A 25,670-nucleotide genomic window follows, 5' to 3' on the forward strand; every position below is an offset into this window, starting at 1 on the left:
GCTTACGCCTCTCCTCTGTATTTTCGGATAAACTCCACCGCTTTGCGAATATCCTGCTCCGGCTGGTCGCCGACCTCGCGCTCGATGGTCAGGTAACCGGTGTACCCGATGTCCTGAAGAGCAGCAAAATAAGCTGTGAAGTCAACGCTTCCTTCCCCCAGCGGCACCTCGCGGAAAAAGACGCCCGATGATACCATTTCCGCGATTTTGTCATGATCCATCGGCGCATAACCAACGGCTCCGTAAACATCCCTCGGATCAACTTCCTTCAGGCGAACGCCATCCTTTACATGCGTATGCACAATGTAATCCTTCAACAGATGCACTCCTTGGACCGGATCATCTCCTGTGACCATGACCATGTTGGCCGGGTCGAAATTGACGGATACGCCGTTGGTCGAGAGGGTGTCCAGAAATCCCTTCAAATCGGCTGCCGTCTCCGGCCCGGTCTCGATGGCGAAATAGGCCCCTACGCTTTTGGCATATTGCCCCAATTCTTCGCAAGCGGCGTGAAGCGTATGATAGACTTCCGATGCCGGATCATGGGGAACGATGCCGATGTGCGTGGTCACGATGTTGGTCCCCAGATCCAGGGCCAGATCGACGATGCGCTTCGATTTTTCGACTTTCCATGCATTGTCTTCCTTCACCTGAAAACCGTGCCCGCCCAAATCGCCGACCAATGCCGAAATCTCCAGCCCGAGGGATGCGATGTAATCCTTCAGTTCCTTGCGGGCTGCCGGCGTGAGGTTCGCCGGGTCCATCTCGCCTTTGACCGCATAAATCTGCACGCCCTCCGCTCCGGCCGACTTGGCTTTGACCAGTCCCTCGCGTACGCCTACGCCAAAGCTATCCACGATGACGCCGATGTTGTTGGTTAATTTCATGCGTTACCCTCCCTGTTATGTTCGCTTCCCAGATTGGTACTGCCCTCTTCATGACGTGTTGCTGCTGTGCGGCTTACAAGCTTACCTTTTGCCATAGCTGCCTGTTTTTCCTGCCGATACGCCCGCTTTCCATCATAAACTTTTCCCGTCGTTTTCCGGCTGCTTACCTGCTGCCTTCACGAAAAGAATATGTCATGTTCGGCCAAAAAACGCTCCCTTCGCTTAGTGCATTGGCATCAGTTTCACTGACCTCACCTCATACGGCTTGAATGCCAGTCGAAGCACTCCGTCCTGACAAAAGAGTTCTTCGCCCTCATCCTCCAGCAGATTGACTGTACACGCTCTTATCGATGTTTGGGGCAAGCGCAGCTCCACGGTTTCCCTGCCACCGGAAGATTCATAGAAACGCAAAATCGTTCCCAAGCCGTCCTCGGCCGCTTTGACCGTATCCAGAATGACGTGTTTGCTGTCAAAGCGGAAATACGCGTATACGCCGGGCATTATACCTGCATGCTGCTCCGCAGCGACCACGTGCACCGGATGGTTCAGTTCCATGGCGCGGCGCACCACGCCCGCCTCACGCCAATCTCCCACATGTGGCAGCAAGGAGTAGGTGAACTCATGCTCCCCTTGATCGGCATGTTCGTCAGGCCATTTCGGAGCCCTCAGCAGCGACAACCGGAGCGTCTGCTTTTTAATGTCATAGCCGTATTTGCAATCATTCAGCAGGCTGACCCCGCCATTGCCTTCGGAAAGGTCTGCCCAGCGATGGCCGCATACCTCGAATTGCGCCTGTTCCCAGCTTGTATTGGCATGACTTGACCGCTCCAACGCGCCAAACGGAATTTCGTAGGTCGCCCGGGTCGCTACCAAATCTACGGGAAAAGCTACCTTCAGCAGCTTATGACTCTCCGCCCACTGCACACGCGTCCTGAAATCGACGCGGCGCTGATGGCGGCACAGCACGATATCCTGCTCGATCTTGGATGCGCCGAGCTCCCATCGGAAGCGCAGCACATCCTGCACGCCGCCGTGCCGAACGACCTCGCTGGAGATCAAACGTGCCCGATCGGCGCGCTGCGACTCGAACCGGGGATCGATGTCCCATGCATCCCAATACGTGGGCCTGTCATGAAACAGCTGCAGCTCGTTCGCCATTTCGCCCGGTTTCAGCCACTCGCGCCGCTGCGATTTGTCATACCAGCGGGTAATCTCGCCCGCCTCGTTGAATTCGAGCACATATTCGTCCGTTTCCCAACGCGAAGGGACGGAATTGCCGGTATCGCCGGCATGATCCAAGCCGACCACACGGTCCGATTCACCGGATGCTACAGATCGGTCGGCTTGGCGCAGCCACAACGTTGTATATCCAAATGCCGGGATGCCAGTCACGTGAATCATCAGCTTATGCACGCCTTCGCTCCGAACAAGCTCGCCTTCAAGACGATGCCCCTCCTGATCATAGGCAGCCATTTCCGGAATCGATGAATCCAGCGTGATTTCAATCACTTCATTTCGTTCCCAGCCCATGCTGTTGAAAATAATATACGGCTGTCCCTCTGCACCATCGGTGGCGATTTGCCCTGCAATAATATCCAGTGCGCCCGTCAAGGCCGACGTTCCCAGTTCAAAGACCTGAGCGTATTCTTGCGCCGATGTCACATAAACCTCGGGAATCGATGTTCCCGGAATAATGTCATGGAACTGGTTCAGCATGATCAGCTTCCATCCTTCATCCAGCTTGCTTTTCAACTGTGCCGGGTCTGCTCCGTGAACGGCAGCGCTCGAGACGCGCTCTTTTGGGATGGCCATTGATGTGGCAGCGCTCGAGAGACCCGCGAGTTGGCCCCACACTTCCGCTTCCCGGTACAACACCTCCGCTTTGCGGTTGCTGCGTTTGTTCCGTGCATGCGTCGTGTACGTTCCGCGGTGCAGCTCCAAATAAAGATCGCCATGCCACTGCGGCAATTCCGGCTGCCGCTCTGTTATGCCTTCGAAGAATGAAGCGGCCGTGCTGAACCTGCTGACAGGTTGACCCACCATAAAGGCGGCTTTTTCAGCCATCTCCACCATTTCGCTCGTGACCCCGCCGCCGCCGTCGCCATGCCCGTATAGGAGCATCTGCTCGGGATGGACGCCCTTCTGCCTGTAGGACTGCCAATGCTCCGCCACATCTTTCGGGCGCGTATGCTCATTCACGCCGTGGTTCAAGTAGGAGAGCACGGACGTACCGTCAATTCCTACCCACTCGAACAAGTCATGCGGAAAAACATTCGTGTCATTCCAATTCAGCTTGGTCGTCATGAAGTAGGAAATGCCTGCCTGCTTCAGCAGCTGCGGCAGGGACGCACAATATCCGAACGTATCGGGCAGCCACTCGATCTTCGACCGCTTGCCGAACTCGGCCTCGTAGAATCGCTGTCCGTACAACATCTGGCGCACCAGCGATTCGCCGCTCGGAATGTTCAGGTCCGGCTCGACCCACATGCCGCCGACAAGCTCCCATCGCCCCTCGGCAATCCGGGCCTTGACGCGTTCGTACAGCTCAGGATAATGCTCTTTCGCAAAGGCATAGAGCTGCGGCTGGCTCTGGGAGTAGACAAAGTCCGGATACTCGTCCATCAGGGCGCACATCGTCGAGAAGGTGCGGCTGGTTTTGCGCACCGTTTCGCGTACCGGCCACAGCCAAGCGACGTCGATATGCGATTGCCCGATCAGGTGCATGAATCCGGAACGGGCTTGCTCCGGGTCCACCTCCTGTACGGCAAGAGCGAGCGTATGCTCGAACTCGCCGACCCAGCCTGCGTCGCTCCAGCGTTCCGGATTGTCGTACATCTCATCCATAATCCGATGCACGGCCTGGATCAAGCGGCCCCTCTTCAGGTCGGCTTCCGGCAATTCGCGCAGCGATTCGGCGAGCACTCTTACGCTGTACATCAAGCTCTGCAGCGGGCGATTGACGTGTACGAGCGCTGCGCGGATGCCGCGGATCGGCGGGTTGATCGTGGCTTGCCGGTTTAAGGGATCGTAGGGCTCCGGAATCGGATCGTAAAGCTCCACCTCAAGCAGCGGATTCATGCCGGTCCGGCTTCTTGGCAATGGCACAAAGCCATGGTTCCGGTCCAAGCCGTGATACGGCTGGCCGTTCACTCGCAGCAATCCTTCGCCTCGGGTTTCAAAAACTAAGCCAATCGCGCCATCCTCCCACTCCGGCGGAATATCCAATGTAGTGCCCAGTCGATACGTCGTGCCATGAACGCCTTGCAGCGCCGTAATGTCCTCCAAGGCAGCCGCCTCTTGCTCGTCTTCATATTCGGCTGGAACAACGTATTTGGTCCTCTGCACCTGCCACTGTGGCAGCTCAATGCAATCAAGCCAGCGGCTCTGCTCCATATCCTGAATGAAACGATGAATGCGGATCATGCTTCTCCCCCCTTGTTCCGTACACGCAGCGTGCACTCGATTCCATCCTGCGAATGACGGCCTGCCTTCAACCTGAACTCACCCGGTTCCACGATGCGGCGCAGCTGCGAGTCCACGAGCGAGAGCTGCTCAAAGCCGACCTTGAGTGTAACAGTCCGTGTCTGTCCAGGTTCAAGCTCAATCTTGGTGAATCCCCCCAGCGCCAGTTCAGGTCGCGTAACGGAGGCGGCAACGTCCGTGACATAGAGCTGAACGACCTCCATTCCGGCAACGGTGCCGCTGTTCGTCACGTCTACATGAAGCTCTGCTTCCTCGTCCGGTCCGATCACTTCGGGCGTCACCCGGATATTAGCGTAGTCAAACGTGGTGTAGCTGAGCCCGAAACCGAACGGATATTGCGGTGCAAGCTCCATCTCCAAGTACCGTTTGCCACGGGTTCGTCTGGCATGGTACACCACCGGAAGCTGGCCGACATGCTTCGGAACGGACACGCTGAGCCTGCCGGAGGGGTTGGCATCCCCGAATAAAATGTCCGCGATGGCATTTCCGCCCTCCTGTCCGGGATACCATGCTTCCAGAATCGCATGCGCGTGCTCGTCGATCCACGGCTCTGCGATCGGCCGACCGTTGATGTACACCACAATGACGGGTTTGCCGAGCTTATGTACCTCTTGCACCAGCTCCAGCTGAACGCCCGTCAGACTGAGCGAAGAGCGGTCGATGCCCTCGCCGCACTCCATGTCGTTCCAAGGGTTGTCTGTGACGACAGAGGCCCCCGTTCGCAAATCAATCGTGCCTTCGCCGAAGTCCCGGGCGCTGGAGCCGCCCATGACCATCACGATGGCATCGGCCTGCTCCGCAGCGCCAAGCGCTTGAGCGAACCCTTCGCGCGATTCGCCCTTGATGCGGCAGCCCGGCGCGTAAAGCACCTCGGCCGCCTCTTCCCCGAGCGACGCCAGGTTGGCGCGAATGCCCTCCAGTACGGTAACGACCTGTCCCTTCGGCTGAGGCGAGGTGTAATCGCCGAGTTGATTATAAACGTGGTTGGCATTCGGACCGATGACGGCAAGTGTATACCCTTTTTTAGCGAGGGGAAGCGTGCCGTTTTCGTTTTTCAGCAATACTATGCCTTCCCGGGCCACCTGCCGAGCCAGCTCCTTGTGCGCTTCGCAGCCGATGACCCGTTCCGCAAAGGCGGGATCGACGAACGGCTGCTCGAACAGTCCCAATCTGAACTTCAGCTCCAGCACGCGGCTCACCGCCTGATCCAGATCGTGCTCAGCCATAAATCCCTGCTCCAACGCTTGTTTCAGATGCTTGCGGAACATATATCCCGACATTTCCATGTCCACACCCGCCGTCAGCGCCTGAGCTGCGGCCTGTTCGCCATTCTCCGCCGTGTTGTGGCCGTGCACCAGCATCTGGATCGCGCCAAAGTCCGTGATAACCACACCCTCGAATCCCCATTGCTCGCGCAAAACGTCATTCAGCAGATATGTGCTTGATGTGCAAGGCACGCCGTCGATTTCGTTGTATGCCGTCATGACGGAGCAGGCACCTGCTTCCACCGCCTTTTTGAACGGAAGCAGGTCGATCTCATGCAGCTCCCGCATGCCCATATGTACGGGTGCCGCGTTGCGCCCGCCTTCCGAACTGCCGTAGGCCGCGAAATGCTTCAGCGTCGCCGCAATGGTATGCGGAGAATCCAAACGCTCGCCCTGCAAACCTTCGACGGCAGCCACAGCCAGCTCCCCAATAAGGTAAGGATCCTCGGCAAAGCACTCCTCGGTACGGCCCCAGCGTGGATCACGCACCACGTCAAGCACCGGCGAATAGGTCACCGTCCCTCCCTGGCTGCGCGTCTCCAGCGCGATGGCTTCGCTCATTTGCCGATACAGCGCAGGATTCCATGTGCTCCCGACCAGCAAGGGTACGGGAAACACGGTTGCGCCGATCGCCATGTGACCATGCGAGCATTCTTCGCCGAAGAGAACGGGAATGCCGAGCCGGGAATGCTCGATCGCGTATCGCTGAATCTCGTTCATCGCCTCCGCACCCTGGCGCGGCGAAAGTCCGGTCTCCAGCGTCACCTCGGTCCACGGATCGGCACGAAGCGCGCCATAGAGCGACCCGACTCCTCCATCCGCCACGTCCTGCTTGAATGCTTCCGTCACCTGCACGGTGCCGTCCGCCTCTTTGGCGTACGCTTTCCAGCCCATCGGCTGGATCAACTGCCCAATCTTCTCCTCGGTCGTCATGCGCCCGAGCAGATCCTGCACCCGCTCGGGTACCGGACGTGAAGCATCTCTGTAGTCCATGTGCGTTCTCCTTTTGTACATCAAAATAGTATGCGAGAAGTACGAGCGCATCGGCGCCAACTTTTCATTCCCTGCCAAACGTCAAATGAACAATTCAAAAGGGTTCCTCAGTTTCTAACGAATCGTACACACGTTACTTCTAATAAACAGCAGCCTTCTCAGCTCTAACGAATCTCAGCAGCGTTATTTGCTGAAAATCGAGGGTTGATGCACCATTTAAGGCGAAATTAACGTGTCTCATGTTCGTTAGAGCGACAGATCGGCCGATTTCGGCGATATAAGGTGTCTGAGATTCGTTAAACTAAGTTCGCGGGATGCACCATTTCCTCAAATAGCTTTACGGTAATCGCTCGGCGCCATGCCGACCACGTTTTTGAATGCCCGGTTAAAGGAGTTGTAGTTGGTATACCCTACTTCCTCGCTGATTTCCTGAATAGCTTTGTCGGTTTCCTGCATCAGCTGTTTGGCCTTCTCGATCCGCTGGCTGATCAGCAGGTCGACGAACTTCTCCCCGATTTCGTCTTTGAAAAGCTTGCTCAGGTACTTCGGATTGATATCGAACAGATCGCTCAAATAATTCAGAGAAAGGTCCGGATTGCTATAATTCTCCTCGATATACTTTCGAATCTCCAAAATGTTCGTCCCGTGTTTCTTGGAACAGCGCAGCTCGTTCATCCGCCGTGCAAGCTCCCGGAATCCTTCCAGGCACAGCAGGCGCAAATCCTCCTCCGTCTCCCATTCCTCCAGCCGCGGCAGCAGACCTCCGAACACTTCAGCCCAAAGCTCGTGGTACTCGCGGGGAAGCTCTGCGAATTCCCGGTTGTAGTGCTGGAACAGCAGCTGGACCGTGTTCATGATCTCCTGCCTGGACAGAACCGAAGCGCGGATCTGCTCGAACAACCGATCGAAATGCTTCTCCCAATCGCCATCGGACAGCCGCATGGCCTGCACCAGCGAAGAGATGGTTTTCAGGAACTCGTAGACGTCGTTGGTCGAGTCCGGAACGTCCGAACAAGGGATAATCCGGTTAAGACCAAGCACGGCTTTGTAATCGAGTGTACGGACCGCCTCCTTGAAGGAGGCGCGCAAGCCGCGCAGATCAACAGCCACCCGCCCGACGCCGATCGTGACCGTAAAGTTCAGATATTGGCCCACCTGCTCCATGTACCCTGAGAGAAGCCGCTGTTCCGCATCCTCCAACAGCACCCCTTCCGGCAGCCATGCAATGGCGTACAGCCTATGTCCCGCAATCCACTCTGCCCATACTTCCATGCCTTCCTTGCGGGCGTTCTCCTGCAGCATGCTCGACAGGACGAACTTCAAGAGCGACTGATCCTGAAGATGGTACTCGGCGGTAAAGCGGGCATAGCGGTCAATCTCCACCGCCATGACGGACCACCGCGTTCCCGGCTCGGGCAGGTTGAACCTGCGCATGCCTGCGGCCAATTCCTCTGCGGAAAATTCGGAAGTGCCTTCGAGCAGCTCCTGGAACAGGTACTTTTTATGCAAAATGAGGTTCTCCTCATGTTCCTCCTGATAATGCCTGGATTGCTCGATCATGCGCTCCAGCGTGGCATGGATGAAACGGAATTCGTTTTCCTTCGCCTGGTTGACCCCCGGCGCAGGCTGCTTCTGCGAGGCCACCGTCTCGATCAGCGTAACGATCTGCTGAAGCGGCTTGTAATTTCTACGGGTGACGTAAATCACCCAGATCACGCCGGTCAACACCACGGCCAGCGCAAACACAAACCAGATATCGTAAAACTTCAGGGCAAATTTGACGATTTTGCCGTTATTCAGCCCGGTTTGGACCTTCCATCCGCTGTAGCTGGACGTAAACTCCGAGAATACTTCGCCGGATGCTGCTTTGGCGGCAGATCGCTCACCCATTGCTCCATCCCACAGATTGCCTCCCTGGTTGTTATAGATATGAACGAACGTGAACTCCGGATCATACATCTGCATGATCGATTTGCGCAGGGTGGCCAAGTCCACATTGACCACGATGAGTCCGGCACCATTGCTGGCTCCCCGGATCAAGGTGACGACCTGTTTGGCCGCCTGGGACGGAAACGCCTTGAACGCTCTGGCACCGACCCATTTTTGAATGTCCGCTTCGCGGCTGTCCCGGATAAAACCGGCATCGGGAAAATCGGCGACCGCAACCCGCTTTCCATTGCTAAACACCGTATCGTCCGTATTTCGAACGAGATAGATGGAATCGATTAGCGGGTATTCGATTTTCAGCTCGTCAATGGCCTCCATCGCCTGAATGTCCGCATAGACATCCCCGCCGCCGTAGCCGGCGTAATAATTTTTGAGGGTGCTGTTGGTCAACATTTCGCGCAATACCTTGAAATCGATCGACCGCAGCGAATTGTCCAGGTATTGGGTCACCTGCGAGGCCAGAAATTCATTGGCTTTGAGGGCTTCCCTCCGATTCTGTTCATTGAACACCTGGAAAAAGATAAAAAACAAAATGGTGGTCACGATAAAAAACACGGGCAAATACGACAACAGCAAACGTCTGAACCAATTGCTCCTCATCTCCGGAACCCCCCGCCACTGATATATGAATGAAATACATCACCCGCCCTTGCCTGGAGCGGCAAATATCCCCTCCGCTTATGAAACCTTCATTCAAATTCAACTCACATGAGCCCCGATGCAAGGAGTATAGGAGAAGACCGTCCCGGTCGCGATTCATCGGACCGGGACAGCCTCTTTTATAGATCCGTCTGGATTATTGGTTTTTCTCGATCGCGCGCTGGTAGATCTCCAGGTACTGACTCAGACCCAGCCCGTCAAATCCTTTCACGTACGCGTCCCACTCCTTGTCGATGCTCTTGCTGCCGATAATGAACTGGGCCATGTTGGTTTGCACGTAATCCTTGATGGCCGTGGTCAGCTGAGCGGCCGTTTCCGTATCCTCGGGACGGATGAAGACGTTGGCAGGATAGACCTCTTTCGGGGCGTACGGCGCATACACATTGGTAGCCTGGGCAAGGCGCGTGCCGTAACCTTCGGCTTCAAGCGGGTTCTGCCCTTCAGCGAACAGGTTGCGGAACGTATTGGACAAATCGTGAGCACCGATTTGCGACCAGCTCTCGTTCACGACGACATTCGGATCGCGTTCAGGCAGGTTGTAGTAACTATACTTGGCAGGTTCGCCATTGATGTTTTTTTCGTCCGCCTCGGCCTTCTTCCATCCCTTTCCTTCCGTTGGACCGTACTCTGCATAGAGAGCGCCCTCTTCGCTGAACATGTAATCGACGATCTGAATGGCCGCAATCTGTTGGGCTTCCGTCGCTTTGTTCGTGATGGCGAATTCGAATTCGCCTACGCTCTGCGTTGCGCCAGTCGTCTGCACGCCATCCGGCCCTTTCAGCGGAGGCACGATATCCCAGTGCTGATGGCGCGTAATCGTTTTGTCGTACGTATTCACCAGGTAACTGAGCAGCGCCGTCGTGACCGAGCCGACCGTTTCATCGCCTTCCTTATTGCCGAGCTGTCCGATTGCCTGATCGTTCTGCGTGAACGCCGCCGGATCGATCAAACCTTCGGAATACAGCTTGTTCATGTACTCCAGTCCCTTTTTCCAGCCTTCTTTGTTGGCGGCAAAGTCGACTTTTCCATTTTCCAGAATCAAATACTTATCATTGTCGTTATATATGAAACTGTTCATCAAGTAGGCATCGATATTGCCGTTCCACACATATTTGTTTGGGGCACCTGTCAGCGGAATCTCATCCGCTTTGCCGTTGCCGTTCGGGTCCTTCTCCTTGAACGCCTTCAGCACGGTGTACAATTCATCCGTCGTGGTTGGCATATCCAGTCCGAGGTTATCCAGCCATTCGGTATTGATCCAATACTTTTGCGCATACGTACAGTGGTAGCATTCATTGAAAATGGGCAGTGCATAGATATTGCCGTCCGGTGCCGTGATGGCTTCCTTGAAATACGGCTTCTCTTCCATGATTTTGGTCAGGTTCGGACCGTATTGCTGAATAAGGTCGTTCAGCGGAATGAATACCCCTTGCTTGCCGTAATTCTGAAGGTCCGACGTCGTGAACTTGCCATGCAGGAAAACTTCAGGGTAGTCTCCGCTCGCCAGAAGCAGCTGCCTGCGGTCCTGAAGCGCGTCCGTCGGAGCCAGGTCCCACTTCAGCTTCACGTTGAACTTGTTTTCGATAAACTGTGTGAACTCGTTCTCCTCCATCGGCGCTTTGCCCTGCGGAGCGAAGAACGTCATCGTCACGGGCCCGCCGCTCTCGCCGCTATCCCCGCTCCCCGTGTCCGTCCCGTCCGATGAACCGCACGCCGACAGCAGCATCACCGAAGCTATGATCAGAAACAACATCGATAACCATGATTTTTTCAACCTGACTCCTCCTTTTGAATGAGAACGATAGTTATGCCCCTTCACGTCTTCCATGTTCATTTGGGTTTCCGGGTTCCATTCGGCTGCTCGCTTCTCTAAACGCGAATCCGGATGCCGGAGCGCTCCCTCACCTCCCTTCAAGATGCGCGAACGAAAGAATCGCTTCGTCCGTTACCCTTTCAGGGACCCGATCATGACCCCTTTGACGAAATGCTTCTGCACGAACGGGTACATGATGAGGATCGGCACGCTCGCGACAACGATCAGCGCGTATTTCAGCACCTGCTCAAAGCCCTGATCGCGCAATTGCTGGCTTGTTCCGGCAAGCATGGCGGGATCGGCGGCGTTCAGAATCAGCAAATTGCGCAGCACGTATTGCAGCGGAAACAGATTTTCCGAGCGCAGGTAGATCAATGCATCGAAGTAAGCGTTCCAGTGCCCGACCGCGTACATCAGGGTCATGACGGCCAGAATCGGCTTTGATAAAGGAAGCACCACGCTGATGAGATAGCGGATGTCCCGGCAGCCGTCCATTTCTGCCGCTTCGGCCAATTCCTCCGGAATCGAGGACTGGAAGAACGTCCGTGCCACGATGACCTGGAACACCGCGAGCGCTCCCGGCAGCCACATCGCCCAGCGCGTATCCAGCAGATGGAGATCTTTCATCAACAGATACGTCGGAATGAGTCCGCCATCAAAAAACATCGTGATCATCATGAAAATGATGAGAATGCCGCGGCCATAGAACGATTTGCGCGATAGCGGGTAGGCCAGCATGACGGTAAGAGTGACGTTGATCAGCGTACCGACCACGGTATAAATGATCGTGTTCCAGAAGCCGAGCATCAGCTGCTGGCTTTTGAAGATCGAAATGTATGCTTTGATGTTGAAATCGACCGGGAACAGCCACACCTGGCCTGACGTCACGGCCCGGGAGGAACTGAAGGAGGAGCTGATAATGTAAAGCAGCGGGTAGAACACGATGAGCAGCACCAGCGTCAGGAACAGGTAGTTGAAAAACATGAACACACGGTCTCCGAGCGGGTCCTTGATCCGGTTGCGATTAAACAGGTTGAGCATATGCATCGTCCTCCTTTACCACAGGCTGTTTTGGGATACTTTGCGCGAGATCGCGTTGACGACGACCAGCAGGATCAGGTTGATGATCGAGTTGAACAATCCCACTGCCGAGGAAAAGCTGAAGTTGGCTCCGATGAGCCCCACCTTGTACACGTAAGTCGAAATGACCTCCGAAGCGCTCGTATTGAGCGGATTCTGCATCAGAAATATTTTTTCGAAGCCTACGCCCATAATGCTGCCCAGGCTCAGAATCAGCATGATGACCGTGACCGGCACCAATGCGGGAATGTCGATATGCCATATTTTTCGCAGTCTCGACGCCCCGTCCATTCGGGCCGCTTCATACAGCGAAGGATCGACTGACGCCAGCGCCGCGATGTAGATGATGGAGGAGTACCCCATGCCCTGCCACACGCCGGACCAGACATAGATTGATTTGAAATATTCAGGGATGCCCATGAAGTTGGTCATCGGAAAACCGAGGAAGGAGAATAGCCGGTCCACCACGCCCACATGCGGCGAGAGCATCAGAATGATGATCGATACCATGACAACGGTCGAGATGAAATGCGGAGCATAGGTTACCATTTGTACCGACTTTTTGAAGAAGCCCGTCCGGATTTCGTTTAGCGCCAGCGCCAGCAAGATCGGAATCGGGAAACCGGCAAGGAGAGAGTAGAAGCTGATGCCGATCGTATTTTTAATAAGCAGCCAGAAGTTGGGGGACTCGAAGAACGCCTCAAAGTGTTTCAGCCCAACCCATGGACTGTCCCAAATGCCCTTGACCACGCTAAAATCCTTGAAAGCGATCTGCACACCCACCATGGGAATGTATTTGAAGATCAGCAGGTACAGTACCGGAGGCAGCACCAGCAGGTAGAGCTCCCAATGCTTTTTGAGGCTTTTGATAAACGGATGCTGCCGTTTCGGCTCAGCGTCGTTTCTGCGTTGCTGTAGTTCCAGCTTGGTGGGTAGGGTTTCCGTAGCTCGACTCATTCGCGTCACTCCTTCTATACTTCAATTGTAATGATACATTACATTTACATCCCTCAAACAGCCTCTAATTTTGCGACATCTCTTGTCTTGACATTAATGATGTGAACAATCATGTCAGGTAGCGCTTTCTTGAATTTGATCGTACTCTGTTGCACCCTCAACGATCAATTCACACTTTTCTCCCACCTCTCCAAATTCGAAAAACCCTTGTCCCATCAAGGAAAAACGGCACTTTATCCTCCACGTTCCGTGAATCTGCGAAAAAAAGCATGCACCAAAAAATCCCCAAAAACCGTCGTGGTCTTCAGGGATTTTTCGGGTGAAATAGTAAAGGTTAGTCATCGGGCAACTCGTTAAAATTACTCCGCTCCGATCAAACGGAAGGTATGGGTAATCGGCACTCCTCCATCTGTGCTTTCCGTTCGTGGAAGCTCCACGGCAAATCCATCATCCGTACGCTGATACGCCAGTGCTCCGTCGATGCCAATCATTTCGATCTGCTTGACCTCGCCTTGGTAAGGGATGATTAGCCGACCGCCTGGTTGCTCCGGGACTTCGTCTTTTTGGTATAAACGGAAAGCATACGCCACGTTCTCCTTGCGGGTAAACGCCCACTCTCCCGTATAAAAAGGCTCGCAGATTCGGGTGCCGTATACGCCTTCGCCGTGAACGCCAAGCCATTCGCCAAGGCCCTGAATGCTTCTCACAGCGCCTTTGGGCAGTCGCCCATCCGGCTGCGGACCGATGTTGAGCGCCAGATTGCCTCCTTTGGACACCACTTCAAGCAAAAGGTGAACCAATTGCCTTGGCGACTTGTACTGGTCATCGAAGCCAAAGGCGAACGAATGCCCCACCGTAATGCAGCTTTCCCACGGAATGTTCATGGGCCGGTCGGGGATCGTCTGCTCCGGCGTCACGATGTTTTCGTAAGGGCCCCCCACGGTACGATCCGCTGCCAGCAGCCATGGCTGCGTGCTCCGTCTGGCCCGCTCGACTACTTCGCCCAGGCGTATGTCCTGGCCGTGCCGTCCAGGACGGACCCAACCGGCATCCAGCCACAAGCATTCGATGCGTCCATACTTGGTCAGCAGCTCCATGATCTGCTCATGCGTGAATTCCACGAACTTTTCCCATAGCCACGGGTACTGCTTCGGATCGTAGGAAGGGCCGCGCCACATATGGCGCCCCCGCTCCATTCCCGGTGCCCAGTAATAAGGGGTATGCCAGTCCGCCTTGGAAAAGTACGCCGAAATGCCGAGCCCGCGGGCACGAAACGCATCAAACAGCACGCGGCAGATGTCCGCGTATTTATGACGATGGAACGGCGTATCCGGGCCGGTAATGCGGTAATCGGTCGTATGCGTGTCCCACATGCAGAAGCCGTCATGGTGCTTGGTGGTGAACAGCAGGTATTTGAAGCCGTTGTCTGCCGCCAATTGCGCCCATTCATCGGGCTGAAAACGAATGGGGTTGAACGTTTTGTTCAGATCGAAATACTCCCGCTTGAACTGCTCCATGTCGTCCGTCCAGTCCACGTCGTTGCGCGACCAGTCGCCATCCTCATCGCTCAGCGCCCACGATTCGACCAATCCAAGCTGCGAGTAAGGGCCCCAGTGCATCATGAATCCCAGCTTCTGGTCTTTGAACCACTCCAAGCGCTCCAAGAGCAGCGGGTCTTCAGGCTTGACCCACTCATCCTCCTTGCTGAAATTGTGCACTCCCGCCTCGACCACCTGTTCTTCCTGCTCCAATACGGTATCCTGCGTTTCGCTCATGGCGTTCATCTCCTCGTTCGGCATGATCCGAGGGTCCAACTATAGCGCAGCAATGGTGGCGTGCGATAGTTCGGTTGGATCCCCGTATTATATTCGTCGCTCGATGATGGAGCGGCGGTATGTCGGTCAACGATGGTTCAATCAAGCTCGCGTAATCTTGTTTTACCGTGTTACCTTACTCGATAGCATGGCTATATGCGCGTGACTCGGCCTTCTTTTACAATTCGATCTCGCGCCCCTGGCGCGCCGACTCATAAATGCCGCACAAAATCTTCATGATCTCGACGCCGTCCTCTACTGGACTGAGCGTTTCCTTGCGGCCTCGCGTGCTATCGATGAAATGATTGATTTCATTGCGGAAGGAACCCATGAAATCAAAGGACTTGGAATCGACCTGGGGCGTCATGTTCAAAATGGTGTTGAACTTCTCGCCAATGACCATAATCTCCGGCTCCAGCTCGGCTCCTCCTTTGTCGCCGTAAAGCTTGATCGACATTTCGTCCGATTTGGCATGCAGGGTGAAGCTGACGTCAATCAGCAGGCTTGCCCCGTTCTCAAAGCGAATCATCGCATTGGCCATGTCCTCCACGTTATTTTTGGAGGCATCGTAATCAGCCGCCTTGTAGAACGACAGGTTGCGAATATGCGCCCGATTGCCCAAAATGTTCGAAACGTTGGCAGAAACGGACTTCACCTTCGGCTTGCCCATCAGGTACCAACAGATGTCGATGATATGTACCCCGATATCGATCAGCGGACCCCCGCCCGAGCGTTCCCGGTCGGAAAACCATCCGCCCGGATTGCCCAGCCGCCGCAGGCAGGAAGCCTTGGCATAATAAATGTCGCCAAGCTCGCCCGCTTCGATGAACTGCTTCAAAATCTGGGCGTTGTCGCTATAGCGGCGGACAAAGCCGACCTGCAGCAGCTTGCCGCTGCGTTTGACGGCCTGCTCGACCGCGAGCGCCTCTTCCACGGTCTGGCAGAGCGGCTTTTCGCACAGCACGTTTTTGCCCGCATCCAGCGCGGCGATGCTGATCTCGGCATGCGAGTTGTTCCAGGTACAGATGCTCACGGAATCGATTTCCGGCATAGCGAGCAGGTCGCGATAATCGGTAAACACGCGGGAAGCGCCGTATTTCTTCGCCATGTCTCGGGCACGCTCTTCGTTAAGATCGCATATGGCATAGATTTCAACGTCAGGATTGCCGGCATATGCCTGCAAATGGCAGTCGGAGATTGAACCTGCGCCGATGACGGCAACTTTCAGTTTGGACATGGGTTTTCCCCTCCATGATTGTGGTATTGGTGCTGGTGTTGTTATCGCTTTCGATTTTTCATTTGGGATGAAATGCATAATGGCAACGCACGGCTATCCGCTGACGAACCTCAGACACCTTATTTATCGGAAATCCAGGTTGTCGGTGCTGTAACGAACCTCAGGCACGTTATTCCACCAGATTCGGGCATATTACTTGTGTTTCGACCCAAATAGCGCTGCTGAGGTTCGTTAGAATTTAAAAGGAAGCTAATCAGACAGTATAAGGTGTTTAATGTTCGTTAGAACTCTTCAGGTGTCGGCCTCTTCAACTACTTTTCCTCGGAGCACCTTACACAGAGCATCATTCTTGAACTATTCCTTCCGGTCATTATCTGGGCATTTGCCCAGACACTAAGCTTTGCCCATGCATCTGTGGCTGCTTTCCCTACCGAGTTACACTAAAGCTCTTCCGGCCGTCTAACCTCCATCAGGCCCCTAAGCTTCCTCCCACAGCCTGCGCACGTTATCCATGGCAATGCGCGAGGCAGTGCGGCAATCCTCCATGCCTTCAAACTCGACCGAGATATATCCGTCATACCCGGACTGTTTCAATACGCGGAACACACCGTACATATCGATGTCGCCATGACCTACGATCGCCCCGCGCAAATAATTGCCATGGGCGGTTTGGAACCAGCCTTCCCCCGGATTCCGGGATTCCGGCCTCAAGTAAAAATCCTTCGCGTGAACCATCGAAGCATACGGGATGTTGTTTTTCACCGCACTGATCGGATCTTCATCCACGCACAGGAAGTTGCCAACGTCGAGCGTTGTCTTAAAGTTGTCCCGCGCCGTTTCATGCAGCACCCGGCGAATGCGTTCGCTCGATTGCACGTAATAGCCGTGGTTCTCCAGGCTCGTCGTAATGCCGCGCTCTGCCGCATAATCCGCAATACGCCGGCACGCCTGCACAATGATCGGCAGATCGGTCTCGAATTGGGCCACCGTTCCCTCATGCGCAGGGCGGAAAGCCACGTCATGGCGCATTCGCGTCACGCCGAGCGCGGCGGCAATGTCCACATGATTCATCACATTCCGAATTTCTTGCTCCAATGCCTCTTCGCTCTCCAAAGCAACGAAATTCGCCCCGATGGCATAGTTGGAAATGTCGATCCCGACTTCCGCGGCCGTGTCCCCAATCTGGCCAATCAAATCCGGCTGATCCACGAGACTGTAACCCATCGGAACGATCTCCACATGCTCGCCCCCTTGCTCGGCGATGAAACGAATGGCATCCAGAACCGTCATGTCCCCGCGATTTAACGCTTGCTGCAAACTATAGGTGCTAAGGCCAACTTTCATTCTTCCCATCCTCTCTCCCGTTTCGTGTAGTTGAACCACTCACTTATTTGCTTATATCCAACGTATACCGTGTTTCATTCCATCGCACAATTGCCGATAATCGCGCGGTATTCTATTTTCCATTTTTCACGTCCAGCACCGCCCGATCCACAAAGGTGACGGCCCTCTCCGCCGGAGCGTGAAGCTCAAACACGATCAGTTCGTTCCCACCCGGACGAAGCAAGGGAGCTGGCACGTACAACGTCTGCTGCGGCCCTTTGTTCCAGTAACGCCCCAGATTAAATCCGTTGATAAACGCAGCCCCCTTCGTCCAACCATCCAGCCGCAAAAACGTATCCTTGGCTTCATTCACGTCAAACTGCCCCCGATAAAAACACGGTCCCTCGGCGCTCTCAACCCGTTCGAATCGCAATCCGGACAGTTCGGACAACGGCAGGCAATGGATCGTCCAATCGTACAAAAATTGAAACCCATGCCGCACGCCTTCCGTGATGCCTTTAGGGTCCTTCAGATACGGCCCGTAATTGATGCGTCCCATGTTTTCCACCAGAATAGCGATGTCGGCACCTTCCTCCGGCACGGCAAAGGAAACCGACATTTCGGCATTGCCCCGTTCCAATACTCCCCGGTATGTCCCGTTCACAAAAATGAGCGCCCTGTCCCGCACCTCCTGCACCACCAGCTCCTGCTCCTCCCTTGGGCCAGTGATCCGTGTACGGTACAAAATAAAGCCAACATCCTGGCCCAGCTTCTCCATCGGCTCCGGGCAATTGCGCCGCACCGCTGACGAAAGCGCATCCAGCTGCGTAAACAGCGGCGCCTGTTCCGGCAGTTCCACCTTCCCGTACGCCATCGTGCCGACCGGTTCGGGAAGCTCCAGCTCTCCGAGCTCGATATGCCGCCCGATGACCTCTCTTACCGCATAGAATTTGGCGGTCGGTTCCCCCGATTCGCTCAGCGGCGAATCGTAATCGTAGCTGGTGACGGTCGGTTCGTACCGTTCTTTCTCCTGGCAGTTGGCTCCATTATAAAACCCAAAATTCGTGCCGCCATGGAACATGTAGACATTCACCGAAGCTCCGGCAGACAGCATGTCATCCAGAACCTGCGCCACATCCGCCGCATCCCTGACATGGTGCCGCTCACCCCAATGATCGAACCAGCCGTTCCAAAATTCCATACACATCAGCGGTTGGTCCGGCTGATATACACGCAGCTTGGAGAATGCGCCTTCGCTGCCCGAACCGAAATTAACCGTTGCCAGTTGGCCCGGTACCGAACCTGCCTGCAGCATGGCATCCGTCGGTCCGTCCGAGGTGAACAGCGGCACGTCCATCCCATGCCTCAGCATGCTGTCCCGCAAATGGGACAAATAACGGGCATCGTTCCCGTAGCTGCCATATTCGTTCTCGATCTGCAGCGCAATGATTGGTCCGCCTTGCGTGCTGAGCAGCGGCTTCAACTTGGGCAGAAGCATATCATAATACCGGTCCACTCTCTCCAGGAACCGGCTGTCCGCGCACCGCAGCGGCATGCCCTCTTCCGCGAGCAGCCAGGCGGGCAAACCGCCGAATTCCCATTCCGCACAAATATACGGGCTGGGCCGAACGATGACGTGCAGCCCCATGCTGCCGGCCAACCGGACAAAGCGCTCGACATCGGCCAGCCCATCGAAACGAAACTTGCCAGGTTCCGGCTCATGCAGGTTCCACGGCACATACGTTTCGACCGTGTTGAAACCGCAAGCCTTCAGCTTCAGCAGGCGATCCTCCCAATATTCGAGGACCACCCGGAAATAATGGATCGCGCCGGAAATGATCCGGAAGGGGCGATCCTCCCAGAGGAATTGCCCGTTTTCAATCTGCAGGACCGTCATGCCCTCGCCTCCTTCGCGGTGCTTCTATATATGCCAAACCCGGATAATGTCGGGCACCACCGGGATTGCTCTATAGTCAGACGAACAGCGTCAGCCTCAACTGGATCAAAACAGCAAATTCGTTTGTAACCCACCACGGTTCCGCAGTAGATCTCCTGCCATGATCCATCGCAAGTACGCGCGCCCAGTCTGAATCGTTCGATCCGCTGGCCGGATCGGATATGTTCCATCAGCACGATTCGGTCAAAGATCGCCCTTCCCGGCAGTTCCAGCTGCAACCATGCCTGCTCCGTGCCCTCGCGAGGGGACCAGTATGTCTGCTTGTCGCCGTCCAGCACCATGGCGGGTGTATGCTTCTCACCCCGGGCTTCCGATGCTTCGGCACGTGCTCGTAACGCCAGATTGTCCCTGAACGTCTCCCTCAGATGATTGCCCAGCTCGTTCAACCGCTCCAGATCGCGTTCATGGATCAACCCCCGCTTGTCAGGCGGCAGGTTCAGCAAAAAGGTGGCATTGCCGCCAACCGCCCCATAATAGACGGCAAGCAATTCCTCCAGCGACTTGACCTGGTCATCCTCGCTGGCATGATAGAACCAGCCGGGACGGATCGACGTGTTCACTTCGGCCGGATACCAGATTAACCGCGAATGGCGCCGGATCACCTCCCGGCTGCCAAGATCGTCATCCTGCGTGCCGATGCGGCTGGCGAATTGTCCGTCATCCACCTGCTGCGATTCGGCCTGAATCTTCTCATTATCCTGCATATGTGCAGGGACGACGCTCCATTCCGAAGAACGCACATATCCGGCTTCATTGCCGCACCAGCGCACGTCCGGACCGCAAACCGAAATGACCGCCCCCGGTTGAAGCTCGCGAATAAGCGCGTAGTACGCTGGCCAGTCGTATTCCTGCCGTTTGCCGTTTGGTCCTTCCCCGCAAGCACCGTCAAACCATACGCAGAACAGCTCGCCGTAACCGGTCAACAGTTCACGCAGCTGGTTCAGGAAAAACGCGTTGTAACGCGCCGAATCGCCGTATGAAGGCTCATGCCGATCCCATGGGGAAAGGTATATGCCGAAACGCAGCCCGCCTTCGCGGCACGCCTCCGCGACCTCGCGAACGAGGTCGCCTCTCCCTTCGCGCCACGGGCTCGCGGACACGGTATGATCCGTGTGCTTGCTTGGCCATAAGCAGAATCCGTCATGGTGCTTGCAGGTCAGGATCAGCCCGGTCATGCCGGCCGACTTGCACGCCCGCACCCACTGGCGCGCATCCAGTTCCGTGGGAGCAAATAACGCCGGATCCTCGTCTCCCGTTCCCCATTCGCGATCCGTGAACGTGTTTACCGTAAAATGTATGAACGCGTAGAATTCCATCTCCTGCCAAGCCAGCTGCCGTTCGGATGGAACGATCCGTGCCGCCGCTTTGATCCAACCGCTCGCAGGTGTTCCCGAATGTACCATGCATGCCCTCCTCCTTTTCCGTACCGCAATGGTGGGCTAACCCCTTGTATCTATCATAAAAGCCGAGATTGCCAACCACCATTCACAAAACGTCCGGCTTTTTGACCTTTTGTGCCATTTCATCCTCAGCGGACTACCTTTTCTGCGACATGCGCCAAGCGTCAAGTTCATCTTTTACAGCCTACATCCGAGTGATATAATCTTGGCAACATGACCGTTGGGGGCGACGAAATGTACACTGACGTGATTTTTCCAAATATGACCAACACGCTGCACATTACGGGCTGCCATTTCGGCGCCAAACCGCCCGGTTGGCGATATCCCAGACATCACCATCATTTGTATGAAATCATGTATTGCCAGGCCGGAACAGCTAGGCTGAAGCTGCAGCATCTCGAGATCCGGCTTCGGCCCGGAGATTGGCTGTTCATTCGTTCGGGTACCCGGCACGAAATGGAGAATATGGCCGAAAGCGAGGATTGCTTTCGTTTCTTCGACATACACTTCGATATGGACGATTACTCCATACGCAAGACGCTGAGCCAACGCGAATACCATCTTCTTCCCGCCTCCATGGCGGAAATGGCTGGGTTGACGGAATACGTCGCACACATCGAACGGGAGATGCAGCCCAGTTTGGCGTCTGCAGGCGAGATGCCCGCCGCGGAGACGGAACGACGCCTGACGCTGAACCCTGTCCAGAAAATCGCGCTCCAGGCCTACATTCTGCTCATTATTCAGGAAATTCTCCGACTGGCCATGAAGGTAGAAGAGGAGTCGATGGCCGCCGAACCGCTGCATTCGACCATTCATAAAGCCGACACGGCCCATCTCATTGAAGAGAAGCTGCAGCACCTCATCTCGGGCGACGGCTCCATAAGCCAGGCAGCGGACGAACTGAATCTGAGCCGCAGCCAATTCACCAAAGTGTTCAAAGAAATATACGGCATATCACCACGCCAGTACCTCACTGAAACCAAACTCAACCGAGCCAAGCAAATGCTGGTAAGCACAAGCAAAACGGTCGAGGACATCGCCGATGAGCTCGGCTATCATTCCGTCAGTCATTTCTCCAGGCAGTTCAGGCGGGGCACGGGATTATCGCCCAACCAGTTTCGCCCGCGGCCTCGGGCCTGAGGGGATTGTACGGAAGAAAGGAATGAAAGGAATGAAAGTCTCTCCCTGCATTCGCCGTAGGAGGCGTCGACGGGGATGCCCCCTCCTAGAAATAACGAAAAAAAGACACCTCAAGGGTGTCTGAATGGCAGGCCTTTGCTAAAATGCAGGGGCCTTTGTGTGAACTGTTTTATTATTTTTTGCGCCGTGCCTTCGTCATGCGGGTATACATAATAAGTGCAGCGATGATCATGGCAATCATGGCGAGATTGCTGGCTGCCTCATGCGACAGGCCAAAGAGCAGGGCCAAGTTGGTCACCAGGCTTCTCGTAATCAGCGCCACCGCAATCAACAGGATCGGACTCCAGAAATTGTACCTTCTCACGTTTCGCGACCTCCCGGAACAGTTTGTTCAGCGTTCAGCCCTCTCACGGATTCCTCCATAGCAGCATTTATATGATCATGTTTCGCGTCACAGGCGACAAGCTGCTTTAAACCAGTTTAAATTCAATCCAATCGATCTGCAAACCTGGCTTGGTGAAGTCCAGCGTCAATTCGTACACGCCTTCCTCCAGCTGCACTTTCACCAGGCGCTGCCGGATCCATTTGCCTTCCGTTCCGTTCGTCTGGATGGTCGTCATCAATTGGCCGCCCAGCAGCACGTTGCAGGCGCTTTGGGCCAGCTCCGGTTCCGGCGACATGATTTGCACGATGATCCGGTATTCGCCGGCCTGGTTCACGTGCATGCGCACAGGCTCGCCTACTGCCGGCTTCACTTGAGGATCGTTCGCCAATGCCTGCGCACCTTCCGCAGACAGGGCTGAATCAGCTTTGAACGCGGCAACCGTCTCGTTCAATTCCAGTTTTCTGGAGATGACCGGGGCGTTCAGAATAAACGTCAAAATGTTTTTGGCCGAGCGCTGAAGCTCACCGCGCGTCAACGTGCCGTTCTCTAACGACTCCAGCGTGTTGTCGTCCCATCCGTTGATCTCCGCGCCATAGTTCGGCACAACCATGTACAGATCGTTCTGGGCGCGGATCATCCAGTTGGTGTATTTACGGTCGGCTGCTCCGCCTTGAACGACATCATTCATGATCGCCCACCAGTCGGTCATGACAATACCCTCAAAGCCCCATTCTCCACGCAAAATGGTTGTATTCAGATCGTAGTTCGAAGCTGCCCAGTGTCCGTTAACCGGATTGTAAGACGTCATCACGGAGTTGGCTCCGCCTTCCTTGACGGCAATTTCGAAGCCTTTCAAGTAAATCTCGCGCAGCGCACGCTCGGATACGACGGCATCCACTTTGCTGCGGTGTTTCTCCTGGTTGTTGCAGGCAAAATGTTTCAGCGTGGCATTCGATCCGCCCTTCATAATGCCACGCGTACAAGCCGCCGCGAATTGTCCCGAAATGAGCGGATCTTCCGAGAAATATTCGAAGTTCCGGCCGTTCAGCGGGCTGCGGCGAATGTTGAGGCCAGGGCCGAGCAGCGTGTCGATCTGGTTTCGGAGCAGCTCTTGACCTTCCATCACGTACAATTCTTCCACCAGCTGTGTATTCCATGTGGCTGCCAGCAGTGTTCCGATGGACACCTGCGTGGCCTTCTCGCCGCTGTCCATGCGGATGCCGGACGGGCCGTCGGCTGTACAAGCCACCGGGATCCCAAGCTTGAACAAGCTATCGCTCACGCCGCCGAATGCCGAGGCCGTTCCCGACGTAACGAGCGGACTGCTCATGCCTTCACCGCGGATCAAGGTTGCAAGATCCTGATCGCTCAATTGAGCGACGAAGGCTTCCAGGCTCACTTTGCCATCCTTCACATCCTGAAGCTTGTACCCTTGGTCCCCGGTCTGCTCCAATGTCGCCGGCAGACGCTGTTCGATCCGCTGAGCCATGTCGACCTTGCGTTTCGGAGCCTCCACATAGGTCAGCTCATATGACCCGTCTTCCTTGCGCGCTCCCGGTTTCATGCGTGTGAACGACTCGACGGGTGCCATCGCTTCTTCAAGCTGCTCGACAACCCGTACGGACTCCACGACGTAGCCTTCCTGCCCATCGACCTTCACATGTTCCGTTTGTTTGACGCTGGTTCCGACATGCAAACGGTATGTTCCTTCTTCCATTACATAAGCGGAGGCATGTCCGGTCACCCCGGCGTCATCGTAAGAAGCCATGGAATCTACCGGGAAGCTGATCGTCAGCGTCTGCGATTCTCCCGGCTGCAGCAAGCTTGTTTTGCCAAAGGCAACCAACGCTTTGACAGGCTGCCCCAATTTACCCTGAGGAGCTTCGTAGTACACCTGCACAACTTCTTTGCCAGCATGGACAGAGCCCGTGTTGGTTACCGCAGCTTTGATCTCAATGCAAGTTTTGTCGTTCTTGGCTACGACTTGGGCTTCTTCGGTCTCTACTGCAAATGTGGTGTAAGAGAGGCCGTACCCGAATTCAAACTGGACCTTTTCCGGTCGAAACGTTTCGAAATATCGGTACCCTACATAAATATCTTCCTGGTACAAGTTCTTGAATTCATTTCCGTAATTGCTGGTCGAAGGGTAGTCATGGATCGAATAAGCAATCGTATCCGTCAGTTTACCGCTTGGCGTCACTTCGCCGACCAGAACGTCCGCAATCGCGTTTCCGCCTTCCATGCCACCGTGCCACGAGTAAATCACGCTTTGAATCGGGTTGACGTAACTCTCGTCATCCAGCCAGCTCATGTCGATGATATTGGATACGTTCAGAACTACGATCGTTTGTTCAAAGTGGTTGGTAACCAGCTTCAGCATCGATTTCTCGTCTTCCGTCAATTGATAGCTTCCCGGCGCGTCAGCGTTATCCTGGTCTTCCCCCGCCGTACGGCCGATGACGATGATTGCTTTATCCGACTTCGCTCTTGCCTGAGCCACCAATTCATCCGTCAGCGGCATTTCCTTCTGGTTCCACGGCTCTGCCGCCCAAACTTTGCCACCATCATCGAACGGATTCTGCTCAATCCATTTTTCGTAAACGGCCGCGAGTTCCTCATTGACACTGATCTGTTTTTTGCTGCGCAGCCCATCCAACAAGTTGGTCGTATAGGCGACATGCACACTACCGCCGGAACCTGTTCCGCTGCGATAATAATTCACTTGAATTCGGCCAAAAACTGAAACGTTTTCGGATTTTCGAATAGGAAGTGAATCTCCGTTATTTCTAAGCAAAACGGCCCCTTCGGCAGCAACCGTCCGGCTAAATTCTGCAAACCCTTCCAAAGGAACACCAATCTGATTTGTGCTCACCCGTTTCCCCTCCTGATTATCATCTCCATACCCATGAATCTCGATCTCGTTGACTGAAGCCGAGTAATTCACCTGTATCTAGTCTCATATTACCAGATTCCATGGCGGAAAATAAATACGAAAACGTTTTTCTTAGAAACTTCATTAATATTGTTCATAAATCGGACGTTCTCCGGCTGACAATTAGGACTTGCATGGCTATTCAAAACACGAGATTATATTAAGAAACTTGAGAAAAAAACCGATTTACTATGGAGATGTTTCAATGTTTGATATGATGGTTAGGTTTAGTAGTCTGTTTTGATTTGCATGATTTCTTTGTTTGGTGCAGCATCACACCTAGCCCGAAAGCAAGTCATTATTTATGGGGGCCGCGGCCCATACATAAAAAAGGCATCATTCGATGCGCGTTCAAGGGAAATGGTCCTTGTTAAAATGGGCTTTTCCTCTCATTACG

General features: G+C 54.8%; 15 protein-coding genes. 1 reads left to right on the forward strand and 14 read right to left on the reverse strand.

Going from position 1 to position 25,670, the window contains the following annotated elements:
- Positions 1-2: 2 nt before the first annotated feature.
- From RSX24_RS25025 to RSX24_RS25080, 12 genes are all read right to left on the reverse strand, one after another.
- Positions 3-887: a sugar phosphate isomerase/epimerase family protein gene (locus RSX24_RS25025; protein WP_339275598.1), complete on the reverse strand. Its 885-nt coding sequence runs from the start codon at positions 885-887 to the stop codon at positions 3-5.
- Positions 888-1,109: 222 nt separating this feature from the next.
- Positions 1,110-4,310 carry an alpha-mannosidase gene (locus RSX24_RS25030; protein ID WP_343262084.1) on the reverse strand — a complete coding sequence of 1,067 codons (3,201 nt, stop codon included), beginning with the start codon at positions 4,308-4,310 and terminating at the stop codon, positions 1,110-1,112.
- Positions 4,307-6,628, reverse strand: a complete 2,322-nt coding sequence (locus tag RSX24_RS25035) for a glycoside hydrolase family 3 N-terminal domain-containing protein (RefSeq protein ID WP_343262085.1) — start codon at positions 6,626-6,628, stop codon at positions 4,307-4,309. The genes RSX24_RS25030 and RSX24_RS25035 overlap by 4 nt, the downstream gene beginning before the upstream one ends.
- A gap of 327 nt (positions 6,629-6,955) precedes the next feature.
- Entirely contained in the window at positions 6,956-9,175 is a 2,220-nt protein-coding gene (locus RSX24_RS25040) for a helix-turn-helix domain-containing protein (protein ID WP_236420326.1), read from the reverse strand.
- Positions 9,176-9,371: 196 nt separating this feature from the next.
- A complete protein-coding gene (locus tag RSX24_RS25045; RefSeq protein ID WP_343262086.1) occupies positions 9,372-11,009 on the reverse strand; it encodes a type 2 periplasmic-binding domain-containing protein in 1,638 nt (545 codons plus the stop codon).
- A gap of 171 nt (positions 11,010-11,180) precedes the next feature.
- A complete protein-coding gene (locus RSX24_RS25050; RefSeq protein WP_236420328.1) occupies positions 11,181-12,089 on the reverse strand; it encodes a carbohydrate ABC transporter permease in 909 nt (302 codons plus the stop codon).
- 15 nt (positions 12,090-12,104) lie between these two features.
- A complete protein-coding gene (locus RSX24_RS25055; RefSeq protein ID WP_339275589.1) occupies positions 12,105-13,085 on the reverse strand; it encodes an ABC transporter permease in 981 nt (326 codons plus the stop codon).
- Positions 13,086-13,444: 359 nt separating this feature from the next.
- Positions 13,445-14,860 carry an alpha-L-fucosidase gene (locus RSX24_RS25060; protein WP_343262087.1) on the reverse strand — a complete coding sequence of 472 codons (1,416 nt, stop codon included), beginning with the start codon at positions 14,858-14,860 and terminating at the stop codon, positions 13,445-13,447.
- A gap of 217 nt (positions 14,861-15,077) precedes the next feature.
- The gene (locus RSX24_RS25065) at positions 15,078-16,136 is read right to left on the reverse strand and encodes a Gfo/Idh/MocA family protein (RefSeq protein WP_343262088.1); all 1,059 of its coding nucleotides are present in this window, start codon (positions 16,134-16,136) and stop codon (positions 15,078-15,080) included.
- Between the two features lie 477 nt (positions 16,137-16,613).
- Positions 16,614-17,480 (reverse strand): sugar phosphate isomerase/epimerase family protein, encoded by an 867-nt coding sequence (locus RSX24_RS25070; RefSeq protein ID WP_343262125.1) that lies wholly within the window; start codon positions 17,478-17,480, stop codon positions 16,614-16,616.
- A gap of 112 nt (positions 17,481-17,592) precedes the next feature.
- Positions 17,593-19,356, reverse strand: a complete 1,764-nt coding sequence (locus RSX24_RS25075; RefSeq protein WP_343262089.1) for a glycoside hydrolase family 35 protein — start codon at positions 19,354-19,356, stop codon at positions 17,593-17,595.
- Positions 19,353-20,819, reverse strand: a complete 1,467-nt coding sequence (locus RSX24_RS25080; protein ID WP_343262090.1) for an alpha-L-fucosidase — start codon at positions 20,817-20,819, stop codon at positions 19,353-19,355. Before RSX24_RS25080 ends, RSX24_RS25075 begins: the two co-directional genes overlap by 4 nt.
- A gap of 231 nt (positions 20,820-21,050) precedes the next feature.
- Between RSX24_RS25080 and RSX24_RS25085 the strand changes: the two genes are divergently transcribed.
- Positions 21,051-21,956 carry an AraC family transcriptional regulator gene (locus RSX24_RS25085; RefSeq protein ID WP_343262091.1) on the forward strand — a complete coding sequence of 302 codons (906 nt, stop codon included), beginning with the start codon at positions 21,051-21,053 and terminating at the stop codon, positions 21,954-21,956.
- Between the two features lie 172 nt (positions 21,957-22,128).
- Here RSX24_RS25085 and RSX24_RS25090 read toward each other — a convergent pair whose 3' ends face one another.
- A complete protein-coding gene (locus RSX24_RS25090) occupies positions 22,129-22,320 on the reverse strand; it encodes a hypothetical protein (RefSeq protein ID WP_236420336.1) in 192 nt (63 codons plus the stop codon).
- 106 nt (positions 22,321-22,426) lie between these two features.
- Positions 22,427-25,213: a glycoside hydrolase family 3 C-terminal domain-containing protein gene (locus RSX24_RS25095; RefSeq protein ID WP_343262092.1), complete on the reverse strand. Its 2,787-nt coding sequence runs from the start codon at positions 25,211-25,213 to the stop codon at positions 22,427-22,429.
- Between the last annotated feature and the right edge of the window lie 457 nt (positions 25,214-25,670).

The sequence above is a fragment of the Paenibacillus hubeiensis genome, from assembly GCF_032334105.1.
GTDB lineage: Bacteria > Bacillota > Bacilli > Paenibacillales > Paenibacillaceae > Paenibacillus > Paenibacillus hubeiensis.

Bases quoted from the DNA above. Each gene is read 5' to 3' on its own strand.
- RSX24_RS25025 (WP_339275598.1), bottom strand. From the start codon at position 887: ATGAAATTAACCAACAACATCGGCGTCATCGTGGATAGCTTTGGCGTA.
- RSX24_RS25030 (WP_343262084.1), bottom strand. From the start codon at position 4,310: ATGATCCGCATTCATCGTTTCATTCAGGATATGGAGCAGAGCCGCTGG.
- RSX24_RS25035 (WP_343262085.1), bottom strand. From the start codon at position 6,628: ATGGACTACAGAGATGCTTCACGTCCGGTACCCGAGCGGGTGCAGGAT.
- RSX24_RS25040 (WP_236420326.1), bottom strand. From the start codon at position 9,175: ATGAGGAGCAATTGGTTCAGACGTTTGCTGTTGTCGTATTTGCCCGTG.
- RSX24_RS25050 (WP_236420328.1), bottom strand. From the start codon at position 12,089: ATGCTCAACCTGTTTAATCGCAACCGGATCAAGGACCCGCTCGGAGAC.
- RSX24_RS25055 (WP_339275589.1), bottom strand. From the start codon at position 13,085: ATGAGTCGAGCTACGGAAACCCTACCCACCAAGCTGGAACTACAGCAA.
- RSX24_RS25060 (WP_343262087.1), bottom strand. From the start codon at position 14,860: ATGAGCGAAACGCAGGATACCGTATTGGAGCAGGAAGAACAGGTGGTC.
- RSX24_RS25065 (WP_343262088.1), bottom strand. From the start codon at position 16,136: ATGTCCAAACTGAAAGTTGCCGTCATCGGCGCAGGTTCAATCTCCGAC.
- RSX24_RS25070 (WP_343262125.1), bottom strand. From the start codon at position 17,480: ATGAAAGTTGGCCTTAGCACCTATAGTTTGCAGCAAGCGTTAAATCGC.
- RSX24_RS25075 (WP_343262089.1), bottom strand. From the start codon at position 19,356: ATGACGGTCCTGCAGATTGAAAACGGGCAATTCCTCTGGGAGGATCGC.
- RSX24_RS25080 (WP_343262090.1), bottom strand. From the start codon at position 20,819: ATGGTACATTCGGGAACACCTGCGAGCGGTTGGATCAAAGCGGCGGCA.
- RSX24_RS25085 (WP_343262091.1), top strand. From the start codon at position 21,051: ATGTACACTGACGTGATTTTTCCAAATATGACCAACACGCTGCACATT.